Annotated in this window: 19 protein-coding genes, 1 tRNA gene and 2 pseudogenes; 7 read left to right on the top strand and 15 right to left on the bottom strand. The window is 54.7% G+C overall.

From position 1 onward, the window contains the following. Positions 1–80 precede the first annotated feature (80 nt). From BFP70_RS21615 to BFP70_RS17725, 8 genes and pseudogenes are all read right to left on the bottom strand, one after another. Positions 81–275: a winged helix-turn-helix domain-containing protein gene (locus BFP70_RS21615; protein ID WP_083217599.1), complete on the bottom strand. Its 195-nt coding sequence runs from the start codon at positions 273–275 to the stop codon at positions 81–83. A 117-nt stretch (positions 276–392) separates the two neighbouring features. Beyond that, positions 393–779, bottom strand: coding sequence for a hypothetical protein (locus tag BFP70_RS17750; protein WP_066013025.1), 387 nt, complete (start codon positions 777–779; stop codon positions 393–395). Positions 780–1,098: 319 nt separating this feature from the next. Then, positions 1,099–1,443 carry a hypothetical protein gene (locus tag BFP70_RS17745; protein WP_066013024.1) on the bottom strand — a complete coding sequence of 115 codons (345 nt, stop codon included), beginning with the start codon at positions 1,441–1,443 and terminating at the stop codon, positions 1,099–1,101. Beyond that, complete coding sequence (locus tag BFP70_RS17740; RefSeq protein ID WP_066013023.1) at positions 1,433–2,485, bottom strand: DUF4123 domain-containing protein; 1,053 nt, start codon at positions 2,483–2,485, stop codon at positions 1,433–1,435. Before BFP70_RS17740 ends, BFP70_RS17745 begins: the two co-directional genes overlap by 11 nt. Positions 2,486–2,567: 82 nt before the next feature. Then, on the bottom strand, positions 2,568–2,882 hold the full coding sequence (locus BFP70_RS21480; protein WP_066013021.1) for a HigA family addiction module antitoxin: 315 nt from the start codon (positions 2,880–2,882) through the stop codon (positions 2,568–2,570). 9 nt (positions 2,883–2,891) lie between these two features. Next, positions 2,892–2,996 carry a type II toxin-antitoxin system RelE/ParE family toxin gene (locus BFP70_RS21610; protein WP_369820220.1) on the bottom strand — a complete coding sequence of 35 codons (105 nt, stop codon included), beginning with the start codon at positions 2,994–2,996 and terminating at the stop codon, positions 2,892–2,894. A gap of 10 nt (positions 2,997–3,006) precedes the next feature. Continuing rightward, a pseudogene (locus tag BFP70_RS21605) lies at positions 3,007–3,165 on the bottom strand (hypothetical protein); the annotation flags it as partial. Between the two features lie 126 nt (positions 3,166–3,291). Beyond that, positions 3,292–4,108: pseudogene (locus BFP70_RS17725) on the bottom strand (transposase). A 235-nt stretch (positions 4,109–4,343) separates the two neighbouring features. Between BFP70_RS17725 and BFP70_RS17720 the strand changes: the two are divergent. Further along, the gene (locus tag BFP70_RS17720; RefSeq protein ID WP_066013014.1) at positions 4,344–4,694 is read left to right on the top strand and encodes a hypothetical protein; all 351 of its coding nucleotides are present in this window, start codon (positions 4,344–4,346) and stop codon (positions 4,692–4,694) included. 87 nt (positions 4,695–4,781) lie between these two features. Here the strand turns inward: BFP70_RS17720 and BFP70_RS17715 are convergent. The 4 genes from BFP70_RS17715 to BFP70_RS17700 form a co-directional block, all read right to left on the bottom strand. Further along, positions 4,782–4,857: transfer RNA gene (locus tag BFP70_RS17715), tRNA-Thr, on the bottom strand. 290 nt (positions 4,858–5,147) lie between these two features. Further along, positions 5,148–5,474 carry a WGR domain-containing protein gene (locus tag BFP70_RS20490; RefSeq protein ID WP_218059691.1) on the bottom strand — a complete coding sequence of 109 codons (327 nt, stop codon included), beginning with the start codon at positions 5,472–5,474 and terminating at the stop codon, positions 5,148–5,150. 131 nt (positions 5,475–5,605) lie between these two features. Then, on the bottom strand, positions 5,606–7,165 hold the full coding sequence (locus BFP70_RS17705) for a DHA2 family efflux MFS transporter permease subunit (RefSeq protein WP_066013012.1): 1,560 nt from the start codon (positions 7,163–7,165) through the stop codon (positions 5,606–5,608). Then, positions 7,162–8,256, bottom strand: coding sequence for an HlyD family secretion protein (locus BFP70_RS17700; RefSeq protein ID WP_255356769.1), 1,095 nt, complete (start codon positions 8,254–8,256; stop codon positions 7,162–7,164). Before BFP70_RS17700 ends, BFP70_RS17705 begins: the two co-directional genes overlap by 4 nt. A 148-nt stretch (positions 8,257–8,404) precedes the next feature. On the opposite strand from BFP70_RS17700, the gene BFP70_RS17695 reads away from it, so the two are divergent. From BFP70_RS17695 to repC, 5 genes are all read left to right on the top strand, one after another. After that, positions 8,405–9,085 (top strand): TetR/AcrR family transcriptional regulator, encoded by a 681-nt coding sequence (locus BFP70_RS17695; RefSeq protein WP_083217597.1) that lies wholly within the window; start codon positions 8,405–8,407, stop codon positions 9,083–9,085. Between the two features lie 190 nt (positions 9,086–9,275). Continuing rightward, positions 9,276–10,235, top strand: coding sequence for a DMT family transporter (locus tag BFP70_RS17690; RefSeq protein ID WP_066013009.1), 960 nt, complete (start codon positions 9,276–9,278; stop codon positions 10,233–10,235). Between the two features lie 344 nt (positions 10,236–10,579). Continuing rightward, positions 10,580–11,758, top strand: a complete 1,179-nt coding sequence (gene repA, locus BFP70_RS17685) for a plasmid partitioning protein RepA (RefSeq protein ID WP_066013007.1) — start codon at positions 10,580–10,582, stop codon at positions 11,756–11,758. 1 nt (position 11,759) lies between these two features. Beyond that, complete coding sequence (repB, locus tag BFP70_RS17680; protein WP_066013005.1) at positions 11,760–12,722, top strand: plasmid partitioning protein RepB; 963 nt, start codon at positions 11,760–11,762, stop codon at positions 12,720–12,722. 182 nt (positions 12,723–12,904) lie between these two features. Then, positions 12,905–13,969 carry a plasmid replication protein RepC gene (gene repC / locus BFP70_RS17675; RefSeq protein WP_066013003.1) on the top strand — a complete coding sequence of 355 codons (1,065 nt, stop codon included), beginning with the start codon at positions 12,905–12,907 and terminating at the stop codon, positions 13,967–13,969. A 235-nt stretch (positions 13,970–14,204) separates the two neighbouring features. On the opposite strand, the gene BFP70_RS17670 is transcribed toward repC, so the two are convergent. The 3 genes from BFP70_RS17670 to BFP70_RS17660 form a co-directional block, all read right to left on the bottom strand. Continuing rightward, on the bottom strand, positions 14,205–14,717 hold the full coding sequence (locus tag BFP70_RS17670) for a VPLPA-CTERM sorting domain-containing protein (RefSeq protein ID WP_066013001.1): 513 nt from the start codon (positions 14,715–14,717) through the stop codon (positions 14,205–14,207). Positions 14,718–14,742: 25 nt separating this feature from the next. After that, the gene (locus BFP70_RS17665; RefSeq protein ID WP_066013000.1) at positions 14,743–19,164 is read right to left on the bottom strand and encodes an S-layer family protein; all 4,422 of its coding nucleotides are present in this window, start codon (positions 19,162–19,164) and stop codon (positions 14,743–14,745) included. A 477-nt stretch (positions 19,165–19,641) separates the two neighbouring features. Then, complete coding sequence (locus BFP70_RS17660) at positions 19,642–20,370, bottom strand: response regulator (protein WP_066012998.1); 729 nt, start codon at positions 20,368–20,370, stop codon at positions 19,642–19,644. 354 nt (positions 20,371–20,724) lie between these two features. Here BFP70_RS17660 and BFP70_RS17655 point away from each other — a divergent pair, with 354 nt between their 5' ends. Continuing rightward, positions 20,725–22,503, top strand: a complete 1,779-nt coding sequence (locus BFP70_RS17655) for a CHASE domain-containing protein (RefSeq protein WP_066012996.1) — start codon at positions 20,725–20,727, stop codon at positions 22,501–22,503. Positions 22,504–22,507 lie beyond the last annotated feature (4 nt).

Raw genomic sequence — 22,507 nt, 5'->3', positions numbered from 1 at the left:
GGCTGGGTCGATTGGTTTAATCACCGGCGCTTGCTCGGCCCTATCGGAAACATACCGCCAGCAGAGGCTGAACAGAACTTCTATGCACAGCGCGACGTGCTCGATATGGTCCCGTGAAATGAAGCTATAGGTCTCCGGTAAACCCGCGGCGATTCAGGAGTTGTACCAGCGGATTTTACCATCCCTTTCAACAGAATGATTACCAATATTCCAGTGTAATGAAGCTCCTTATCGGCGTTTTTTAAAACTTTTTTGATCGCTTCGGGCCAGCTCATCGTTCTTGATGTCTTGTTCAACGCAGTCTCCCTACACCTTAAATCTATCTGAGGCACACCCTACTTCCGCTTGCTGTGTTGGAAATTGGTCTGAAAAACGTGCGCGTTGGATCGGTGTCAGGGGGCGTCGATCCCAAAGAATCTAAATGCCGACACTCGTTGGAAAACTCCATCAAGGAATGATATTTCTACGCTTCCGGAGTATTTTACGGGTATTGGTAAAAAGGTTTTCTCCACGAAAAATATGATTTTATCGCCGCTATCAAATCGATACTCCACATTGTTTTGCTCCAGCATTACAATGGCATCAGAGGCCGACATGCTTTGAAACAGTTTGGTGTAATAATCGCGCATAGCGTCTTGGTTGATTTCATATGTATCTGAAACCGGAAAATGTGGCTCTGGTATTATTATGAACGTTCCCATCTCATTAACCATTTTGAATAAAGATATTATTGAAATTAGAATAATGACCAGCCCGAAGCATATTTTTGTCTTTCTCATCTGGATCTCGAGTTTTGCTCACTAATGACATCAAGTGCATTTGTCTCGCTACCTGCTGGGATTGAGCCCATGGCTCCTGGCATGCGTGCGGAGGATACACTCCCTATTGGCACCATTTGTTGAGGATTGATGTTGAAGATCGTGCCCCATCCTGGAGCTATCACATCGGGCTTTCGTTCCGGCAATCCCATCTCATGCAGGATCGTTCTGACAGTGGCATTGCTGTTATCTACTGCCTCATCAATACTTGGTGGTAGAGGAAGGTCGTAAGACTTTCCAAGCATTCCGATTGCTCTGGTAATTCGGGTGAACTGAGGGTCTAAGCCGCAGTATTCGGGGCCCTCAACGAGTAGAATTTACCTTCCATAAAAAGGTAATCTGGGTTGCTGCCGTTGAAGCCTTCTTGCCGATGGGTGATTAATAGGCCCATTGGAGATCCAGGATCGCTAAAGTCGCTTTGTTTAGGGGCGGAAAATTCTTTCGCTAATCCTTGAGCCGCGTTTTCAGAATACTTGCTGCCTCGGACAGGTCCGCCACGATAAATGACTTCCAGCTTTGCTCGCTCATCCGTGTACATGACGAAGAGGTGTTTTAGACCGATGGCAACGTCAATGTATCCGATTTCAACTTTGCACTTTGGACAATTTCCAGTTTCACAGGACATGATTAACTCCCTGATTGTTGTAAAATAAAAGCTTTTCTAAATATCTCCGTTTTTGAATTTCAAGCATATCTACGCTGATGCTGGGGTTAGATACTGATGGGTCATATTTTGTTAAAATTTTAAAGTACCCATGAAGTAAAGATATGATCTTCAAGTCGTTTTCGTCATAGTTTTCCCAGTTGTAAGACAAAGCATCGAACGTCTTCCAATTAAAGGTCATGTTATGTTTTTCGGAAAATGCATCTATAAAACGGCGGGCGTGTAAACGCGCGTGTGTTTCTTTATCTACGCGTATTGGTTCAGCCCGTTCGTCAGTAGGGATGTCATCGGCCAATGTGTATGAATGCAAAACGCCATTGGTCAGAACAATAAATGCAATGTCACCAGCTCGCCTTCCGAACCAGCTTATAACTTTTCCGGGGTCGTTTCTGATCTCGTATAAATAATCCCGCAGCACACTGGGTTCCCAAAAACGGAATAGGTACCACTTGCCCTTTGCATCTTGGGCGCGTGTGAACTTCCGTACATGCTTCCACGTTGTATGAAAGTCAGAACGTGTTCGTAAGTAAATGGCTGCATCTTTTGACCAGAGACACGTATCATTGTCTTGTCCTAATCCGGACGCGTTCGTGAAAAGGCGGCGTAAAAGTTGATTTTCATATTCTATTTCAAATAGATATGGAGATACGTTTTCGGTGTATTTGGCATACTTTCCTTTAAACAAACATCGGTAAGGCATACCAAATGTTTCAAATTCACTTGCACCTAACTTAAACTTACTTGCGTCTATGATCGCGTAGGTTTTCATAGGAGGCACCGCGATTTCACCGCCGTCCGATAAAGTATCAGTCTCTTTGACTGCTATGTGACCGAATAGTATGTTACGGGCTTCGTCAGGTATCGTTTTCTTGGGCCAAATGCCGAATTGATTGCCTAATGGTATGATATCGGCTGTTTGAGTGATTTCTAAAGGAGATTGTCTTGGGGTTTCGGTATTGAACGGGGCGTGACGAATGTTCAGCCAAAAATCATCGTTTGTCATTTCGTACCCACGAATAATTCAAAGTATGTTGTGAAATTTCTTTTGATGAAAATGCCGCTATCAACGAGCCTCAAGGCTCGGTTTATGTTATGACCGAGCTAGTAGGAGCGTTGATGGTCGGAATGGCCGACACATCAACGTCGCGGGAGGCATGCCAAGCGTCATGGGCCCCCTGCATCCGGATCCAGACCAGAGGCGCATTGCCGAACAGTTTGGCAAGCCGCACCGCGACTTCGGGGCTAACGGGTTTGCGCTCGGCCACAAGGTCATGCAGGTGCTGGCGTGAAATCCCTAAGAGCCGCGCAATCTCCGATTTTGTTTTCCCGGTTGCGGGGATCACGTCTTCGCGGAGCAGTTCGCCCGGATGCGTCGGGCAGCGCTCGGGGTTGCGTCTCATCTTCGCCTCCTAGTGATATTGCTCGTAGTCCAGCACATAGGCGTCGCCGTCGCGGAACTTGAAGGTGATGCACCACGGGCCGTTCACATGCACGGTGTAGCGCGTTGGGGGTATGTCCTCGCAGGCTGTGGAAGTCGAAGCCCGGCAGGTTCATGTCCTCGGGAGCGGTGCCCGCGTCGAGCGCATCCAGCCGCCGCAGGATGCGGCCGTGCATACGCGCGTCGATCTTCGATTTGCCAGTCTCCCAAAGGGCTTTCAGCTGCTTATGTGCGAAGGTCTTGATCGAACCTTGATGTAAGCTAATAGGCGACGGCTGTAAAGCGATTGCCTACATTAAGCCATAGGGATGGGACATAACACCGGTTTATGATCTTTGAACGAGATATGCGCGAAAGTTGGTGACGCTCGATCAGGCGGCGGCTTGAATGTGGCGGACACCGGCGCGGAACTCACCCCCGTTGATGACCTCCGGCATGCGGTTCCGACCGTCGAGCTTTCGCCATTTCGTCTGCGCGGACATCATCCGCCGGAAGGCCATGGCCAATCCGGTCTTCCGACTGAGACAGCCCTTGGTGCGTGTTGTCCGGTGCCGGACGGTGGCGAAAGTGCTCTCGATCGGATTTGACGTTCGGATATGTTTCCAGTGCCCGGCCGGGTAGTCGTAGAAGGTCAGCAGCGCCTTGCGACCGTATTCATCCGCTCCGACGATGACCAGAACACATTGTTTTTCCTCGGCCATACGCGGCTTGAAGTAGACACCGTGGGCCCAGATGTAGAGAAACCTCCGGGTTCCGAGGTCACGCGTTTCCCAGGCCTCATACTCCGACCACCAGTCGACTTTCAGGCGAGTAACGGTTTTGGCCGACAGGCCCTTGGCCTCCGGCCCCAGCAGGGCGGCCAAAGCGTCGCAAAAATCGCCGGTGGAGGATCCCTTGAGGTAAAGCCACGGCAACAGCTCCTCGACCGACTTGGCTTTGCGCAGGTAGCGCGGCAGGATGCTGGGCGCGAATGTGATCTTGGCCTCGCCGGGCTTACGGTCCCGCACGCGTGGGACTTTCACGGCGACAGGACCGACCTCGGTCAGGATCTCGCGCTCCGGCAGATGTCCATGTAGCACCAGCCTGGTCCGGCCGTCATCGAGCCTTTCCTCTGCGAACGCGGCGAGGAGCGCTGCCAGCTCAGCTGCAAACGCTTGCTCGCGCCCCCTCTCGGATGAGGTCCGTCAACGGATCCGGTGAAAAGCCTCATGGATCAGGCAGTGTGGCGATGGTAGTCTTCGACATGTGGCATATCCCTTTCTCGGCTGAGAATTGACGGCGCTTCGACACCGCCATGATATGCCGCCCCTCAGGGCATCACCAACTTTCGCGCATTACTCGACGAAGAAACCGTTCGCACTCTTCGGACAATGCAGCAAGTTTGGTACGACGCGGCAACTGCTCTCAAACTGGAGGCAGCAGCATGAAATTTGATATTGGCAATCTCGCCTCCGCTGTCGCTGATTGTGGCATGGCCGTGCGCGAGTTGCGCGGCCAAACCGACAGCCGTCGCTACTACTACCTGCGTTTCGAAGATGATTTACCGCATAGTTTGTGGAAGGAGGCGATGTTCAGCGGCTCAGAACAGGTGCCAATGACCGACGCGCAAGCGTTGTCAGAAGCCGAAAAAGCCAAGCGCATCTTAGACAAGCATCACGATTCTGGCTTCCTGCTTGGCGTCTGGCATGAGCGTGATGATGGCATCTGCTACCATTATGCCGATGGCCGCTATGCTGAACTCGCAGAACGCGATTGCCGAAGGCAAAGCTACTAAATGTTGTAGAGTTGTTGCAGACCCTACCAAAACAACGATAGTCGCCTTAACGGGCGGCCTTCAATATATTGATATGTAATTGAAAAATGGTGCCCCCACACGGACTCGAACCGCGGACCTACTGATTACAAATCAGTTGCTCTACCAGCTGAGCTATAGGGGCAAACGCGTTTCACCTTTGCAGGTTGCTTGCGTTACAGGTTGCTTTGAAGAGAAACGTCGCAATGATCTTGCAAGGTTTCAAACCTCCTCGGCGCTGATGCGACATCGTTTAGTGCCAAATGCAGTGCAGTGCAAGGCTCTTTCTTACACAAAAAACAGCAATATGCGCCCATCGCGCGCGTGTACCTGTCGCAGCTGATAAAAATCGAATATCGCGCGCCGTGAAGGGCCAAGAGGGGGTACCGGGACTGATCCGCCCCTGCGCGGGTTTTCGCACGATTAAAGGGGGGGTTAAAACAGCATCAGCTGAATCGGGATAGGGCTGTAACCACGGCGGGTTTTCAGCGCCTTAAGCGTCTGAAACTCTGCCTCGGCGGCGGCTTGCGTGTCGAAAATCGCCATCTGTTCCTTACCCGGGTTGCCAATGCGGCCCCATTCGCGGGTCACAGACCAATCCCCAAACAGCGTGCGTTCAACGCGCAGCGTGTAATACCGCCGTTGTCGCCGCAGGTGATTGATTTTCTCTAACCGGATATACACCGCGCGCCTTTGCCCCAGATCAAATTTCGCAGCCCCCACAATCGTTGCGTGCTGCGATCCTATAGCAATATGGGCCAAAAGCGGCGCGGTCAATTTCTGCAACGCACCAAGGCAAGGCACCGATGCGCAACGTTGCACGGTGGTGACGGCGCACCCCCCATGCCGCGCGCCCGAAGGGCATGGGGGATGCATCGGGTGGATTGGCGCGGTTAATGCGCGGGGGCTTTGCCACCGGGTTTGGGCGGCTTCATTGCCAAGGCCATCACCGCCAAGCCGCAGAACAAGAAGGTCAGCAAGACAAACACATCAATAAAGGACATCACCGTGGCCTGCGCGGCCACTCGTCCCGCCATTTGCGACAGCGCGCCGGTGGTTCCATCCAACCCTGTGGCGTTCAGATTGGCGGCCATCATATCCAACTGGCGCAGCGCCTCTGGGTTGGTCCAGCTGATCGTCTCGGACAGGCGCGCGGTATGCAAAGCGGCGCGATCAGTCAGCGTAGTGTTGATCATCGCCAGCCCCACGGCCCCGCCCAGATTGCGCATCAGGTTATACAGCCCTGACGCGCCCTTCATCTTGGCCGGCGGCAATGTACCAAGCGCCAGATTGTTGATCGGCACCATGCAGATCATCAAGGACACGCCGCGCAGGATCTGCGGCCAAAGCAATTCGTTAAAATCCCAATCCGCGGTCATCCCTGTCAACATCCAGCTGGAACAGCCAAATCCCACAAACCCGGCCAACAGCATCACACGCAGATCAATGCGGGACGACAAAATCCCCGCAATCGGTGCAGTGACAAACATCGCCAGCCCGGACACAAACACCGTTTCCCCGGTCATCAGACTGTCATAGCCACGGATCGACGACAGATACAGCGGATACAGATAGGTCATGCCATATAATCCAATGCCCATGACAAAGGAAAACACCGACCCCACCGCGAAATTCGTATTGGAAAATGCCGACAGGTCCACGACCGCATTGTCACGGGTAAAGGCGCGCCAGAAGGTCATCACCCCGCCGATCACCATCACAACGAATAGGATCGCGACTGCCTCATCCTGGAACCAGTCATTGCCCGGCCCTTCCTCCAGAACGAATTCCATCCCGCCCAGAAAACAAGCCAGCGCACCAAGGCCGATCCAGTCAAAGCTGTCGAACAATCGCCATTCGGGTTTATCGAAATCCACCAAGGCCAGAACGCCAATCGTGACCGCAATCCCAGCAGGCACATTGACCAAGAACAGCCAATGCCACGAAAACGCATGGCTTAAATAGCCGCCGACCGTGGGGCCAACCGTAGGTGCCAATGTCGCCACCAGACCGATCATCGGTGACACAATACCGCGTTTTGACGCCGGGAAGATCGTGAACGCCGCCGCAAAAACCGACGGGATCATCCCGCCACCCAAAAACCCTTGCAGCGCGCGCCACAAAATCATCTCATTGATGGAGGAGGAGGTGGCGCATAGAAACGATGCCGCCGTGAACCCCGCGGCCGACACGGCAAACAGATAGCGCGTGGACATCATCCGCCCCAACACGCCTGATAGTGGGATCATGATCACCTCGGCGATCAGATAGGCGGTCTGCACCCATGAAATCTCATCTGATGATGCGCCAAGACCCGCCTGAATTTCCGGCAGCGATGCCGAAACGATCTGAATATCCAAGATCGCCATGAACATACCAAAGACCATAACCAGAAACGCCGCGACCCGGCGCGGCGTTAGCTCTGGCTCGTCGGTGACCGCAGCCGCGCTCATTGTGCATCCGCGACGCGCGCGCCATCCGGGGCCGTGCGGCTGTCGATTTCAATCACCGCCGACAGACCCGCGCGCAGGCCCTTGGTCCCTTCGGGCAATTGTATGCGCACCGGAACGCGCTGCACGATTTTGGTGAAATTCCCTGTGGCATTTTCGGCAGGCAATAATGAGAACATCGCCCCAGTCGCAGGCGCGATAGAGACAACTTTGCCCTGCAATTCATGCCCTTCCATCGCGTCCAGCGTAACATGGGCCACGGCACCGGGTGCGATCCCTTCCAACTGCGTTTCTTTGAAATTTGCCTCGATATACAGACCGTGATCGGGAACCACCGCGGCCAGCCGCGCGCCCACGCTGACCAATTCGCCTTGTTCAATCGCTACATTGGCGACGATCCCGTCAAAGGGTGCATGCAGCACCGTCAGTTCCAGGTCGCGCTGCGCCTGATCGATGGCCAATTGAATTTCTTTACGGCTGGAATCGGTTTCGACCCGCTCTGCTTTCAGCACCTCAACCTGGGCCTGCGCGCCTGCGATGGCTGCAACCGCCGCCTCACGATTGGCGATGGCCGTGCCCAGAGCCTCATTTGCGGTGTCCAGATCGGCCTGCGAAGTCACCCGGCGCTCTGCCAGGTCTTTGGCGCGCGCAGCAGAGGTCCGCGCGGTGGTCAATGTGGCCTCAGCCGCCTGCAACTGCGCCTGCATCTGCGTCACGGTGGCCTGTGCCGCGATCACCTGCGCATCAATCCGCGCCAATGTGCTGTCCAATGTCGGCAGTTTCGCCTGTGCCACTTCCAGCGCGATCTTATAATCCCCCGCATCAATCCGCACCAACACATCGCCCTTAGACACATGTTGGTTCGCCGTCACCGGAATATCGGCAACATAGCCCTGCAGCTTGGACGACACCAAGGACATATCCGCCTGCACATAGGCATCATCCGTGCTGATCATAAAGCGCCCCTGGGTCCACCAGTGCCATCCCTCATAACCACCTGCCACCAGCGCCAGCGCCGCGATGGTCAAAAAGATGCGCTTTTTCTTGCTGGATTTGACGGCGGGTTCGGTTTGGGGCGTGTGCGTGCTTGACATAGCGTGGTCTTTCGCTGGGAGGATCGAAACCATCGGCCACGAGATCGAACCGGATGGTTCAATCGCAGATAGTCCAAGCACCCGCAGCGATCAAGTCTTTATCGAACCCATCAGTTCGATTACACAGTTGCGCAACAAGGAAGGTGATATGATGGATGAATGCGCGCCAAAATGCCAAATGCCGCAGGGCCGCCGCCATGCCGCCGGAGAAGACCCGGAAAAGCGGTCGCAGATTTTGAACGGCGCGTGGAAGATATTCGCACAGCAGGGTTTTGATGCCGCGTCCATGAACAACATCTGCAAGGCAGCAGGTGTGTCCAAGGGCACCATATATGTCTATTTTTCCGACAAACAGGAATTGCTGGTCGCGCTTGTCACTGAGCGGCGGCAAAAATTCCTGCAAGAGATCACATCGCTTTTGGCCTCGCATGGCAGCACACAAGATCGGCTGCTGGCGACGGCGCTGGCATTGGGGCGGTTGATGACATCGGATGATGTGGTGCGGGTGCAGCGAATGGTGATTGCCGTGGCAGAGCGTATGCCCGATCTGGGCCGGCAGTTCTATGACGCAGGCGCGCAGCATTTCCTGGGATTGATGAGCAATTGGCTGTGTGCAGAAACCCAGGCCGGACGGTTGTGGACCCCTGATCCGGTGATTGCCGCGCAGCATTTTGCCGAATTGGCCAGTGCCGGGATCTGGCGCAGGCGCCTGTTCGGACATGCGCTGGACGCGCCCACACATGACGCCATTGACCATGTCGCGCAAGAGGCCGTGCGGGTATTCATCGCAGCCTATGGGCCGCACCATCGCCCCCCTGCCCCCAGATAGCACATCACCGGGGGCATCACGCGCACCGCAAGATCTAAGCCAGCTTAGCTTGACTTGCCGCCCCCTGCCCCCCTATCAGGGCAATATGTGCGATGGCGTCGCGCCCAAAGCCCCTGCCCCATATTTTACGCCCAGGTCCTTTACGCCCGGATCTTACGATATGGCCCCTGCCCTATCACAGGAGTTTTTGATGCTGGTTTCGCGATGGACCCTGCTGCGCCGCCCCAATGCAACCGTGTTGGGTATGGCCGCGATGATCACCGCAATGATGTTGCTGCCAATGGGCGATACCATCAGCAAGGGCCTGACCGCCGTGCTGCCGCCCGGTCAGATCGCGGCGTTCAAAGCCGTGGTTCAGGCGATCGCATTGGGGGCGGTGTTTCTGGCCATGCGCAAGACCGAGCGCGGCCGCGTCTTTACCCGGTGGTCATGCCTGTCGGGCCTTTTGGCGGCCATTGTGTCCTTTGCCCTGATCACGGCCTTTGCCTCTATGCCGATTGCCACGGCGATTGCGATCTTTTTCGTAGAGCCACTGGCCCTGACGCTGCTGGCCGGGGTGTTTTTGGGCGAAAGACCGGGTCCGCGCCGTTATGCGGCGGTCGCGGTGGGGCTGTGCGGGGTGTTGCTGATTTTGCGGCCCAATTTCGCGGCCTTTGGTTTGGTGGTTTTGTATCCGCTGCTGGCGGCTGTGACCTATGCGCTGAATATGATCGTCACGCGGCGCGCCACACAGGACTGCACGGCGCTGACATTTCAATGCGGTGCCTCCGCCTTTGGGGCGGTGATCTTATGCGCCGCAATGGCGGTGCAATCGGTCGTCGCGCCGGCTGTCGGCACCGGGGCGTCCGGCGTGCTGGCGATGCCCGGATGGGTGATCGGCGGGCTGATCGGATCAGGGCTGCTGACGGCTGCGGCGTTTTTGCTGATCTCATTGGCGTTCAGCTTTGTGCAGGCCAGCGTTCTGGCCCCGTTTCAATATCTTGAAATCCTTGGCGCCACCGCGCTTGGCTATCTGGTTTTTGCCGAAGTGCCCGATCTTTTGACGTTGCTGGGCACGCTGATCATCCTGGGGTCTGGCCTGTATATCTTTCACCGTGAACAGCGCGCCGACGTGCCATCAGACCCAATCCGCGCACGCGCCGATCATTAACAACGCCCCGCAAACCGCCGAAATTGCGCCGCAAATCGCGATGCACCGCGCCGCCAAGCAAAAAAACATTTTCCACACGTTATGGTGGTTTTAGCGAAGTTAGCATCGCGCCATATTTATTTTATCATTATTTTTCATGCATTTGCGATTTTTACGCCAATGCCCCGACGCCCGACCACAAGATCTGGTGGGTTGCAAGGGTAAACAGACACTAAAGAAAAGAATTGCACCGACTCGCAAATCGCCGCTATAGAAACGTTAAAAATGAGCATGGCGCAAAACAGCGTTACTACAATCGGCAGGCGCAGGGGCATTGACAGGCCCTGCCCGCCTACAGGTGTATTATGGGCGATAAGACGATACGCATCAATGAGCGGATCCGCGTGAACGCAGAGAACATCGCGGCCGCGTTGGAAAACCATATGACGACCGCCTTTGCGCCCAACGCGCGCAAGGAATTGCGCCTGTTTTCTGCGGGCGAAGCAGCCGAGCTGTTGGGGATTTCCGCCTCTTTCCTGCGCAAGCTGCATTTTGAAAACAAGATTGCCGATGTGCAGACCAGCCCCGGCGGGCGACGCCATTATAGCGCCACCGATCTGGCCGACATCCGGCAACATCTGGACGGCGCGGCCAAGACGCCAGGCACCTATCTGCGGGGTCGGCGCGAAGGCGATAATGTTCAGGTTCTGTCTTTTCTGAATTTTAAGGGTGGCTCGGGCAAAACGACCAGCACGATCCACACCGCCCAGCGTTTGGCGTTAAAAGGCTATAAGATCCTATGTGTGGATATTGATCCGCAGGCCTCATTGACGACCTTGTTTGGCTACCGCCCCGAGGTGGATTTTCTGGACACCGGAACCGTCTATGACGCGATCCGATATGATGCGCCGGTTCCGCTGGCCTCGGTCATTCAGACGACATTTTTCCAAGGGATTGATCTGGCCCCCGCAGGCCTGGTTCTGCAAGAGTTTGAACATGAGACGCCGCGCGCCCTGATGGACAATATTCAGCCCCCCTTCTTCACCCGCATGGCCGCAGCCCTGTCGGAAGTAGAGGCCGATTATGATCTGATCCTGTTCGATTGTCCGCCGCAATTGGGCTATCTGACGATGGCGGCGCTGTGTGCATCGACGGGGCTGTTCATCACCGTTGTGCCCAATATGTTGGATGTCGCGTCCATGTCGCAATTCTTGCAAATGAGCGCGGATTTGCTGGATGTCGTCAGCAATGCCGGGGCGACGATGGATTATGACTTCCTGCGCTTTCTGATCAACCGGATGGAGCCCAATGACGGGCCGCAGCAACAGGTCGTCGCGTTTTTACGCAACCTCTTCAACCAAGAGGTGATGACCAATGCGATGTTGAAATCCACCGCGATTTCCGACGCTGGCCTGACCCATCAGACGATTTATGAGGTGGAGCGCGGCCAGTTCAACCGCAACACCTATGACCGCGCGGTGGATTCACTAAATGGGGTCAATGACGAGATTGAATCCCTTATCCAGTCAGCATGGGGACGGTAATATGGCACGCAAAGGTATCCTAAGCACCAATATCACGCCGAAATCAGATGCGGCGCCACGGCAACGTTTGATGCCACAAGGTGCGGTGGGCGCGTTGCAAAGCAGCCTAAGCAAGTTGCAAGAAAACGCAGTGCAAGACATTGATACCGCGCTGATCGACACTGCGGGTATGGAAGACCGGCTGGGCTTTGACATGGTCGAACAAGACCGGCTGAAAGAAAGTTTGAAAACCTATGGCCAGCAGGTGCCGGTGTTGTTGCGCCCGCATCCTACGGCGCGTGGCCGCTATGAAATCGTATATGGCCGTCGTCGTCTGGCCGCCCTGCGCGATCTGGGCTTACCGGTGAAGGCAATGGTGCGTCAGTTGGACGATCATGCGCTGGTCATGGCACAGGGGCAGGAAAACAACACCCGCACCGATCTGAGCTTTATCGAAAAGGCCAGCTTTGCCGCCCAGCTACAGGCGGCAGGATATGACCGCGCGACGATCGCTGCGGCTTTGGCGATTGACCTGCCGATGGTCAGCCGGATGCTGAAAGTGGGCAGCGCCTTTGATCTGCCCTTCCTGCGTCAGGTCGGGCGGGCGCCATCCATCGGGCGCGAACGCTGGATGCTGTTGGTGACGCTGTTTGCCGATAGTGCCGCGCGCGCCCGCGCCAGCAACTTCATGAACCGGCCTGATTTTGTCGTGCTGGGCACCGACGCCCGGTTTGAAGCGATCCTACTGGCCGCGCAAAACAAACATCGTGAACCAAGCCCCGCCCCGAAATCACCACCGCGCAAGGCCACGGTGACCAGCGCGAATGGCACACAGGTCGCTACGATCAAAGCCACGGACAAAGGCGTCAACCTGTCGGTAAAGACGCCCGGATTTGACAGCTGGATCGAAGAAAACGCGGATGAGCTGCTGAACGAATGGTTTGCCCGCTGGCAATCCGAACACCTGGACACAGACCAAACGTGACCCGGTCACACCCACCCAAACCAAAGGAGGCACAGATCAGGACCCTTAAATAAGAAAAGCCCCCCAAGCAATATGGAAGGCCTTTCTCGTCGTTTTGCACCTACGAGATACCCTGCTTCCACGAATCAGTCAACTCTGTCGCTTGGACAAGGGGCGTTTTTTTACGTCCTGCGTGAATTTTCATGACAGTTCAAACCACTCGTTTTCACGGGCAGCCTGTAACGGCTGCACCCGAGGGGCCAGTTTTATCCTATGACAAATGGTCCCTTGTTGATGATCTGACATTGGCTGCGGCGGATTTCGGGATTTCGCATCGCACGATTGCGGTGCTGCGTGCCATGCTGACCTTTGTTCCCGATCGTGACCTCCCTGCCCTGCCCGGACGTTGTATCGTCTTCGCCTCAAATGACACATTGGCCACGCGGTTGGGTGGGATGCCTGAAAGCACGCTGCGCCGGCATTTGGGCGCCCTGGTCCATGCCGGTATTGTCAGCCGTTTCGACAGCCCAAATCGCAAACGCTATGCCAAACGGCTTGGGGCAGGGATCGCCTGCGCCTTTGGGTTTGATCTTGCCCCGCTGGCACGGCAGGCCGAACAGATCCAAGCAGCGGCCCGTCAGGCACAGCACAGGGCGCAGGAGCATGCCCTGCTGCGCAGTCAGATCCAAGTGGCGCGCCAGTCCCTGTTTGCCCATCTGATCGCGGCAAATATTGATCCCGATGGCCCCCATAGCCTGACCCCTCTGTTATCACGCGCGCGTCTACTGCTGCGCCGCAAGGATAATGCAGAGGAACTAAAACTGCTGCTAAGTGAATTTTCGGAGACGCTGAACACATTTGAAATGAACGTCAATGACATCGAAAATGAGCGTCACCAACATAAGGAAATTAATATAAACTCTGATAAGGCCAACCCTGCGATCCAGACCCCCACGGATAGTGTGACCCAATCGGTGGCACAATTCGATGAATACCATCGCATGTTTCCACAAGGCGCCACGTCATGGGCAGAGCTTTCGCAACAGGCGCAGACATTGGTGCCAATGATGGGCATTGATCCACCGGTCTATGATGAGGCAAAGCGCCATATGGGACCACAGATTGCCCCAATCGCCATCCTGTGTTTGTTGGAACGTTTTGATACGATCAAAAATCCCGGGGGCTATTTACGGCACCTGACGCAGCAGGCACGATCTTCATCTATGAATATTCAGGCGTTGATGCGTCAGGTAAATATTGTCAGCTGACAATATTGCGCCCGATGGCCCGATAGGTTTGCGTAAATGTCATTCATACTTAGCCGCGACGCGGTCGGGCCACGCATCCAGAAAATTGTCAGCTGACAATTCCGATGGAAATGCAGATATCGGGAAGAATGGACATGGGGGCAGGTCAAAAAAACACCCGGCGCGCTCAAGGCACCCGGGTGTCGTAAGAAGAATTTAGATATCGGGGCAGGGCGATAAGACGCCCAATTTTCCCTTAGCGCGTTTTGCGCCGCTTGCGTGCAAGCATCGCAGCACCGCCAAACCCTGTCACCAAAAGCGGTAATGTCGCGGGCAATGGCACGGCCGGCAAGGGCGTTGGAACCACCGCGCTAAGGGTATAGGTTGTGACACCGAGCCCTGGTAGGACGGGCTGAGAAATTGTTAGCAATGCGCCCATCGTAAATAAACCGGTTGTGTCGACATGGATCTGATCAAAGAAATATTCAAAGACGTCGAATGTATCGCCAATCTGTGTGCCGTTGCCCGTTATGATATTGCTTCCGTCGAATAGATTAAAAGCATAAACCCCGGGAGCTGCTGCAAGCACGTTTAAGCCGAAATCCCCAACGGCGCTATCAAGGCCTGATGGACCAGGGCTTGTATAAAGTGCAACGGCAGAGCCGCTGTAGCTTCCTACTGGCGATGTCGTCAGGCCCAATGTTGCAGCGGGCAATTGTGTGGCGCAACAGATGGCAATCAACGCGGCATATAATGTTCGGATATTCATAGAAATCTCCTTTGTGAATATGGGATCAGGCGATCAGGGTGTCGGTGAATTGTAGGTCCAGATAATCAACATCATTCAAAACGATGATGTCGGCTTCAGCCGTGTCCATGAACAGATATGTATAACCGCTGAATTCGGTATGGCTGGCAACGGATGTGCCGTTCAGGTCCAGCATGTCTCCTTCGGCGGCATCATAATCCATGATCCGCAGCATATCGCGCGCACCATCAATCTGAGAGAAGACAAAAACATCGGCGCCGCCACCACCGGTCAGAATGTCAATTGGCCCGCCCATGCCATTAATGATTTCGTCATCATCCGCCCCGGTCAGCACATCCATTCCTGTGGTGCCATTCAGATGTTCTGGCAGCCCATGCACGGTGATTTCCAACTGCGCCGTGGATGTCGCGGTGCCATCACTGATGGTATAGTCAATCGTATCGGTGCCGTAGAAATCGGTATCGGGCATGTAGATGAAGCTGCCATCAGCATCAAATATAATGCTGCCATGCTCTGGGGTGCCGAGCTGTGTGACCGACAATGCGTCGCCCTGGGGATCGGTGTCATTGGCCAGCAAACCGTCAATCGTATCGACCGTCATGACCGTGTCTTCCAGCATTTGATAGCTGTCATTGACCGCCACAGGGGCGGTGTTGCTGTCATCATTGACGATCAGATGGCTGGCAGATGCCGCGGCCGTATCGATCACATGATCGTCCAATGAGCTGGAGCTAAGCGTCAGGCCGACGCTTTCATCCCCCTCAATCAGATCGTCGCCGGTCACGGTAAGTGTCAATGTGACAGCATTGCTGCCTGCCGGGATTGTTACGCTGCTGGGCAGGGTGCCTGAATAATCACTGCCCGATTGTGCCGTTCCGGTGGCGGTCAGACCTAATGTGACAGCCTGATCGATGGCCCCTGCCCGGCTGATCGTAAAGCTGACATCATGGCTGTCGCCCGCGCCGCCTTCAACCGCCGAGACGCTATCCGCCGCGATAGAGACTTTGGTAACCCCGGTGACCATCACGTCAATCATCTGCGTGGTGGTGACTGTCCCATCTGATACGCCGACCTCTACCAGATAAACATTGTCGCCATCACTATCGCCTTGATCAGCAAAGACCGGCGCGGTTGCAAAACTAAGCGCGCCGGTGACCGCATCAATCGTAAAGGCCGCAGCATCTGCCCCCCCAGTGATTGAGAAACTATGCGTGTCATTCGCATCGACATCGCTATAGGTCACATCCATCACCCCGGTCGTGCCCTCCGCAACCGAAGCGATCGTGGTGGAGGTAATGACCGGCGCATCATTGACGCCATTCATCTGCACCCGGATCGTTTGATAGGTTTGCGCGCCGTGGCTGTCGGTGACGGTCACACCAATTGGCACATGCGTGGTATAGTTCAGCCCGTTTCGTTGGTAATCCGTGCCCGGATCGAATGTCACCACCGATCCTGACAGCGTCACAGAGCCGCCCGACGGCGTGCTGGTCAGCGCATAGGTCAGGCTGGCGGCATCATCATCGCCATCCACATCATCGGCATAATCGGCCAGATCGAAACTGATCGCGGGACCATCTTCGGTCGCATATTGTCTGTCGACCGAAAGGGTAGGGGCCTCATTTTGGCCGATGACATTGACCGTAACAGTGGCCGTATCCGTCGCCGTTCCATCGCTAAGCGTATAGCTGAAGCTTTGGGTCGACACTTCACCCGCAGAAAGCGCGACAAAACTGCTGTCATAGCTATTAAAGCGCGGCTCCAGCCCGCCTGGCACCGAAACACTGCCCAGGCTGGGCTGTGTTATGTTGATGACCGAAAGCGTGTCGTTTTCCTCGTCTGTGTCATTGGCCAGCACATCCAGATAGCTATAGCTGCTTGCATCCACCGTGAATGTATCGTCCACGCCGACGGGCGGCGCATTGTCATCATTTTCAATGGTGCCCATTGCACTGTCGACGGCCAAGGCCGCGCCGGTGGGGTTGGATAAGGTAACGGTGAAGGTCTCATCAGCCTCTTTGACCGTATCGCCGCTGACGGCAACGGTGATGGTTTTCTCGGTCTCATCTGCGGCAAAGCTGACCGTGCCAGATGGCAATGTGCCGCCGAAATCATCCGCATCGGCGGTGGTGCCTGCCACCGCCCACATAACGCTGGAGGTGCCCGTGGTGATGCCAGACCGGGTCACGGTAAAGGTGAACGCAGTGGTGTCGGTGTCACCCTCGGCCATGCTGGGACTGCCAGAAATATCGATCAATGTGGTTGGCCCGCCGATATTGATATCTTGATCGGCAAAGCGCAGGATCTCAATATTGCTGACCGTATCGGTGCCATCGTCCCCATCGCCGGTGTTATTATCGGTGACGGTCGTTACCCCGGCCAGCGTTTGCACGGTGTAATCTGCGTAATCCCCGGTGAAATTGACGATATCCTCACCGTCCTTACCATCGAACAGGTTGTCATCTTCACTGCCGGTAAAAACATCATTGCCCTGCGATCCGATGGCGTTTTCAAAACCTGCGATCAGGTCATTGGCTGCATCGCCGCCTGATACGGTCTGGCTTGCCAGATCAATATTCACCGCATCGATGGAATTTTCATAAGAAATCGTGTCCGGCTGGACGTCTGTGGAATAGCCATTGCCGGAATAATCCCCGGCGACTGCACCCGCGATCACCGTCGCTGCCGCATTAGAGCTGGCGGTGAATGTCACAGAGGCTGTGGCATCCGCCGCAATACCCGAGAAATCAAGCGTCTGCACATCGCCCGATTGAACCGATCTTACCGAAACATTCAACGCCTGATCTTGACCTAGGGTAAAGCCGGAGAAATCCGCAAGCTGACCATTCGCATTTTGCAGATACAGCGTGGCGCCGCTGGTCGGCATGAAAGAGGCCGCACCCAAATCCACCACTTGCGCGGCATCCAGCGTGGCGTGGCCTTCGATCTCGGTTGTCTCAATCCCCAAAAGGGTGGTGCCGGTCAAGATTGCATTATATCGAAGGATCAGCAGATCGTCATCCGCACCGCCGTCGATCGTACCATCACGCAGGTAGCGCGCCTCAAGCGTATCGTTGCCGCTGCCACCGTCCAACACAACGGCATCGGCGCTAGAGCCCAGACCGTTTAGGTAGTCATCACCGTCTTCACCGCGCAAGACATTGACGCCGGAACCGCCGATCAGGCTGTCATTTCCAGCGCCGCCGATCAGCGTGTCATCGCCGTTGTTCCCATCGATGCTGTCATTGCCATCGCTACCCTGCACCGCCTCATCGGCATTGCCGCCGTTGAAGCTGATATAACTGTCATTCAAGAGCGTGGTATCTGAGAAATCGACCGAGAGCGTATCGTCCGCCGACAGGCTATTGACCGCAACATAAAGGTATTCACTTGTGCTGCCGTTGCCCAGGCTGAGGTTTGAGAAATCGGCGGTTTGCCCGTTGCCATTGCTCAGATACAGATAGGCGTAACCGACGCCATCGCTGTTTTGATAGTTGGACGGGTGCAGCGTGATCTGTCCCAGGTTTTCGATCTGTGCGGCATCGATCGTAGCATTATACAGGATCTGCGTTGCCTCGATCGCGGTGAATGTCGTGCCTTGGGTGTTGGCAGACTGTAAGATCAGCGTATCGGTGCCGTTGCCGCCTGCCACAGTGCCATATTGGAAGTTGCTTTGCAGATCGATCAGGTCATCTCCGTCGCCGGCATCGATGCTGGACCCATCATCGCTGTAATAGGTTTCAATCGTATCATTTCCTGTCCCGCCCAAGACGGAATCCACGCCGTAACCGGTTTGAATGCTGTCATTTCCAGCGCCGCCGATCAGCGTATCATCGCCGTTGGCACCAATCAGCGTGTCATTCCCCACGCCGCCATCAAGACTGTCATCGCCGTTGTTCCCATCGACGCTGTCATCGCCATCGCTACCCTGCACCGCCTCATCGGCATTGCCGCCGTTGAAGCTGATATAACTGTCATTCAAGAGCGTGGTATCTGAGAAATCGACCGAGAGCGTATCGTCCGCCGACAGGCCATTGACCGCAACATAAAGGTATTCACTTGTGCTGCCGTTGCCCAGGCTGAGGTTTGAGAAATCGGCGGTTTGCCCGTTGCCATTGCTCAGATACAGATAGGCGTAACCGACGCCATCGCTGTTTTGATAGTTGGACGGGTGCAGCGTGATCTGTCCCAGATTTTCGATCTGTGCGGCATCGATCGTAGCATCATACAGGATCTGCGTTGCCTCGATCGCGGTGAATGTCGTGCCTTGGGTGTTGGCAGACTGTAAGATCAGCGTATCGGTGCCGTTGCCGCCATCAATTAAACTTGTGGTGCCTGCAGAAGGGTTGATCGATCCATAGATTTCGATCGTATCATCAGTGCCGGTGCCGGTAAGTGTGTTTACGCTGCCGATCAACGTAAAATCATCTTTGTCAAAATCAGCCATCTTGGCCTCCATCAAAAGGGGGTCGTTTCAAAAATGCGACAATTTTAATAAAAAATCTGAATCAGGATAATCGCCGCTTATCCTGACTGAAAAGCCCAAAGTGATGGGTTGTTAGTTCCGTTTGGCGTCCTGCAAGATGGCGCTTCGCCTAACCTAAGGTAAACCTTAGGAAAACACGGGAATGAGAGCGGTTTGTGAAATTTTATGCAGGCCGGGCATGGCTGTGCATGTACAACCATGAGAGTTCGAAACGCACTGATTTTTGTGGATATCTGCAGGAATGCCGCAAAAAAAACGGGCATTGATTCTGCTGTAGCTGATGGCTACGGCGCCATGGCTTTGCCGGGTCTGTGACAGGGCGATTGCGCGGCTGCGGATCTATGCTGCAGGGGCGCGGTTGCCGGGACTGACGCCCGGGGCAGGGGGCACGGCCCCGGCATGTTGCATATGCGGGGCCGTCGTTGTGTTCAGCGTCGGCTATATGCGGCTGCGCAATTCATTCACCGTGACACGGCGGCTGTCACCGACAACGGTTTCCAGATCATCCATGAAAACCACAAGATCCTTTGCGCTGCGTTCAAACAATGACAGGTTTGACAGCAGGGTCACATCAACATTTTCATCGCTGCGCGCCTGCGTTTTCACTGCGCGCACGCTGGACATACTGCGGCGCAGCACTTCGCGCATCTCTGGTCCGCAGCCAGACATGAAGCGTTTGAAAATATCCTTCAGCTCGGCCTCTGATGCGCGGGCATCGGCGAGCGCACTGTAAAGCGCGCGACGTTCGATGGCCGAGGTGATTGATTTTATCAGGGAATCGACCGACAGATCATCCTTGACGATATAATCGGCACAGCCGCGGCGCATTGCTTCGACGGCAACCTTATATTCCACCGCAGAGGTCAGCATAATCGGTATCGCGTTCAGCTGTTCTTCATGCGATTGCAAGATACGCAGCGCATCCAGCCCGGTGTGCATGCCCAGATGATGATCAATAAAGACCAGATCATAGGGCTGTATTTTTAACCGATCGCGGACCTCATCCAGGTCGGCGGCTTCGGTGAATTCCACCGACAGCCCGGCCTTGCGACAGATGCTGCGCAGCCGCATCCGATCCAGCTGATCATCGTCAATAGAGAGGATTCTAAGAACAGAGGAATTCTCCTCAGATGTCATCGCATAGTCATAAACTTGAATCTGTGACATTTCTTGACCTTTTACTTTTACCAAATGACCAGTTTTTAATGCAGTCCCGGCGGGCGGAATAACCCGATGGTTCCATTGCTAAACCAGACGCTCGCGGACAAGAATTACCGAGTTGAATTAACGAATTCCTTTCGTCGAAGCAGAAAGAAATCAATTCCATTCTAAATATCCGAATAATTTTACAGATATACTGGACCCGGTGACCGGCATATGCCCATGGCGGCTGGCAAATTGCGGCCGTATTTTCAAATTACCCGCCCCGAGCTTTGCGCCAGTTTACGTCAAATTAAGAGACATGGCCCCCTTATGATCACGGTTAAATGGTAACTGTCTGACGATGTAAGGGGGGCCAAAATGTCGACAATTGAAATGCCCGATGCGAAGATCTCTGTCCTTCATGTTGTGGTTGTGGCCCTGTCGCTGACAATGACTATAGGCGCGTGGCTGTATTCAAAACGTCAGGTCGATGTGCAGATAGAAAACCGGTATGAGGCGGCAAAAGAACAAACGATAGGGCTGATCGTCGACCGCATGTCACGGTACGAAGATGCGCTGCGTTCTGGCGTGGCCCATGTTGCGTCCTTTCAGGATGAAACGACATTGGAAGATTGGCGCACATTTTCCGACTCGCTAAGTTTGGAAGAACGCTATCCGGGGGTGAATGGCATTGGCGTGATCGAATTTGTGGAACGTCAGGAACTGCCCGCATTTATGGCGCGCCGCGCGGCAGAGGGGCGCGATTTCAAGGTGCATCCCAAACACGATCAGGAGGTTTTGCTGCCCATCACCTTCATCGAACCAGAGGCTATGAATTCTGCCGCGGTGGGGCTTGATGTGGCGCATGAAACCAACCGTCGCACCGCGCTTTTGGCCAGCCGCGACACTGGCACATCCCAAATCACCGGCCCGATCGTGCTGGTTCAGGACAGCGGCCACACACCCGGTTTCCTGTTTTATGCGCCGTTTTACAAAGGCGAAACGCCGACAACCGTGGCCGAACGCAGGGCGCAGTTTGCAGGCGTTGTTTATGCCCCGTTTATCGTGCGCAAACTGGTGGAAGGGCTGTTGGCGAAAGACCTTAGAAATGTGCGTTTCAGCCTTAGCGATGGCGACACTGTGATTTATGATGAGCATGGCCCGGATGAACCGTTGTATGATGCCAAACCGATGTTCCAAGACAGCTTGCCATTGCCGATGTTCGGCCGCGTCTGGACCGTGGATATCCGCACCAATCTGGCCTTTCGCAAAGATAGCGTGTCCGAACAACCGAATATGATTCTGGCCGGCGGTTTGATCATCGAAATTCTGGTGATTACCTTGCTGGCGATGCTGGCGCGTTCCAACCAGCGTGCACGCAACTATGCGCATGAGCTGACACGCGAATTGCGCGAAAAATCAGAGCATCTGGAACATGCCAATGCCGAGATTGAACAGTTTGTCTATGTGGCCTCGCATGACCTGAAAACGCCCGCGCGTGGGATCGGCTTTCTGGCGGATGTGATAGAAGAGGATCTGGAAGAGGTTCTTGGCCCGCTTGACGATGATCATGAAATCAAGATGCAGCTGAATATGATCCGGGAGCGGGTCGGCCGGATGAACGATCTGACGCAGGGCATTATGGAATATTCGCGGGTGCGCAATTTCGGCCCGGGACAGGAACTGCCTTTGCAGATTGATGCGATCATCGAGGACTGCGTGTCTGATTTCGACGTTGATCCGGCGCAGATCCAAACACAGTCTGATATTGCGACGGTGTCCTATGACAGCTGCAATTTACGCCGTGTTCTGGAAAATTTGATCGGTAATGCGTTTAAATATCACCCCGATCAGAAAAACGCATTGATCAATGTTTCAATCGAAACGCTTGAAGACCGGTTGAAAATCTCCGTCAAGGATAACGGGAAAGGTATTCCGCCGGAATTCCATGATAGGATTTTCGATGTTTTCCAGACGCTTAGAAGAAGCGGTGAACCTGAAAGCACGGGGATCGGCCTTGCGATTGTGAAGAAAGCTGTGCAGCGCCACGGGTTTGATATCTGGATCAATTCTGCCGAAGGGTATGGGGCGGAGTTTACGTTTTATTGGCCAAAGGACGGTACGGTTACAGAAACACTATTGGAGAGCGCAGCGTAATATG

Origin of the sequence: Thioclava sp. SK-1 (genome assembly GCF_001705665.1) — a bacterium.
Classification (GTDB): Bacteria; Pseudomonadota; Alphaproteobacteria; order Rhodobacterales; family Rhodobacteraceae; genus Thioclava.
This window is presented reverse-complemented; position numbering and strand designations above follow the sequence as displayed.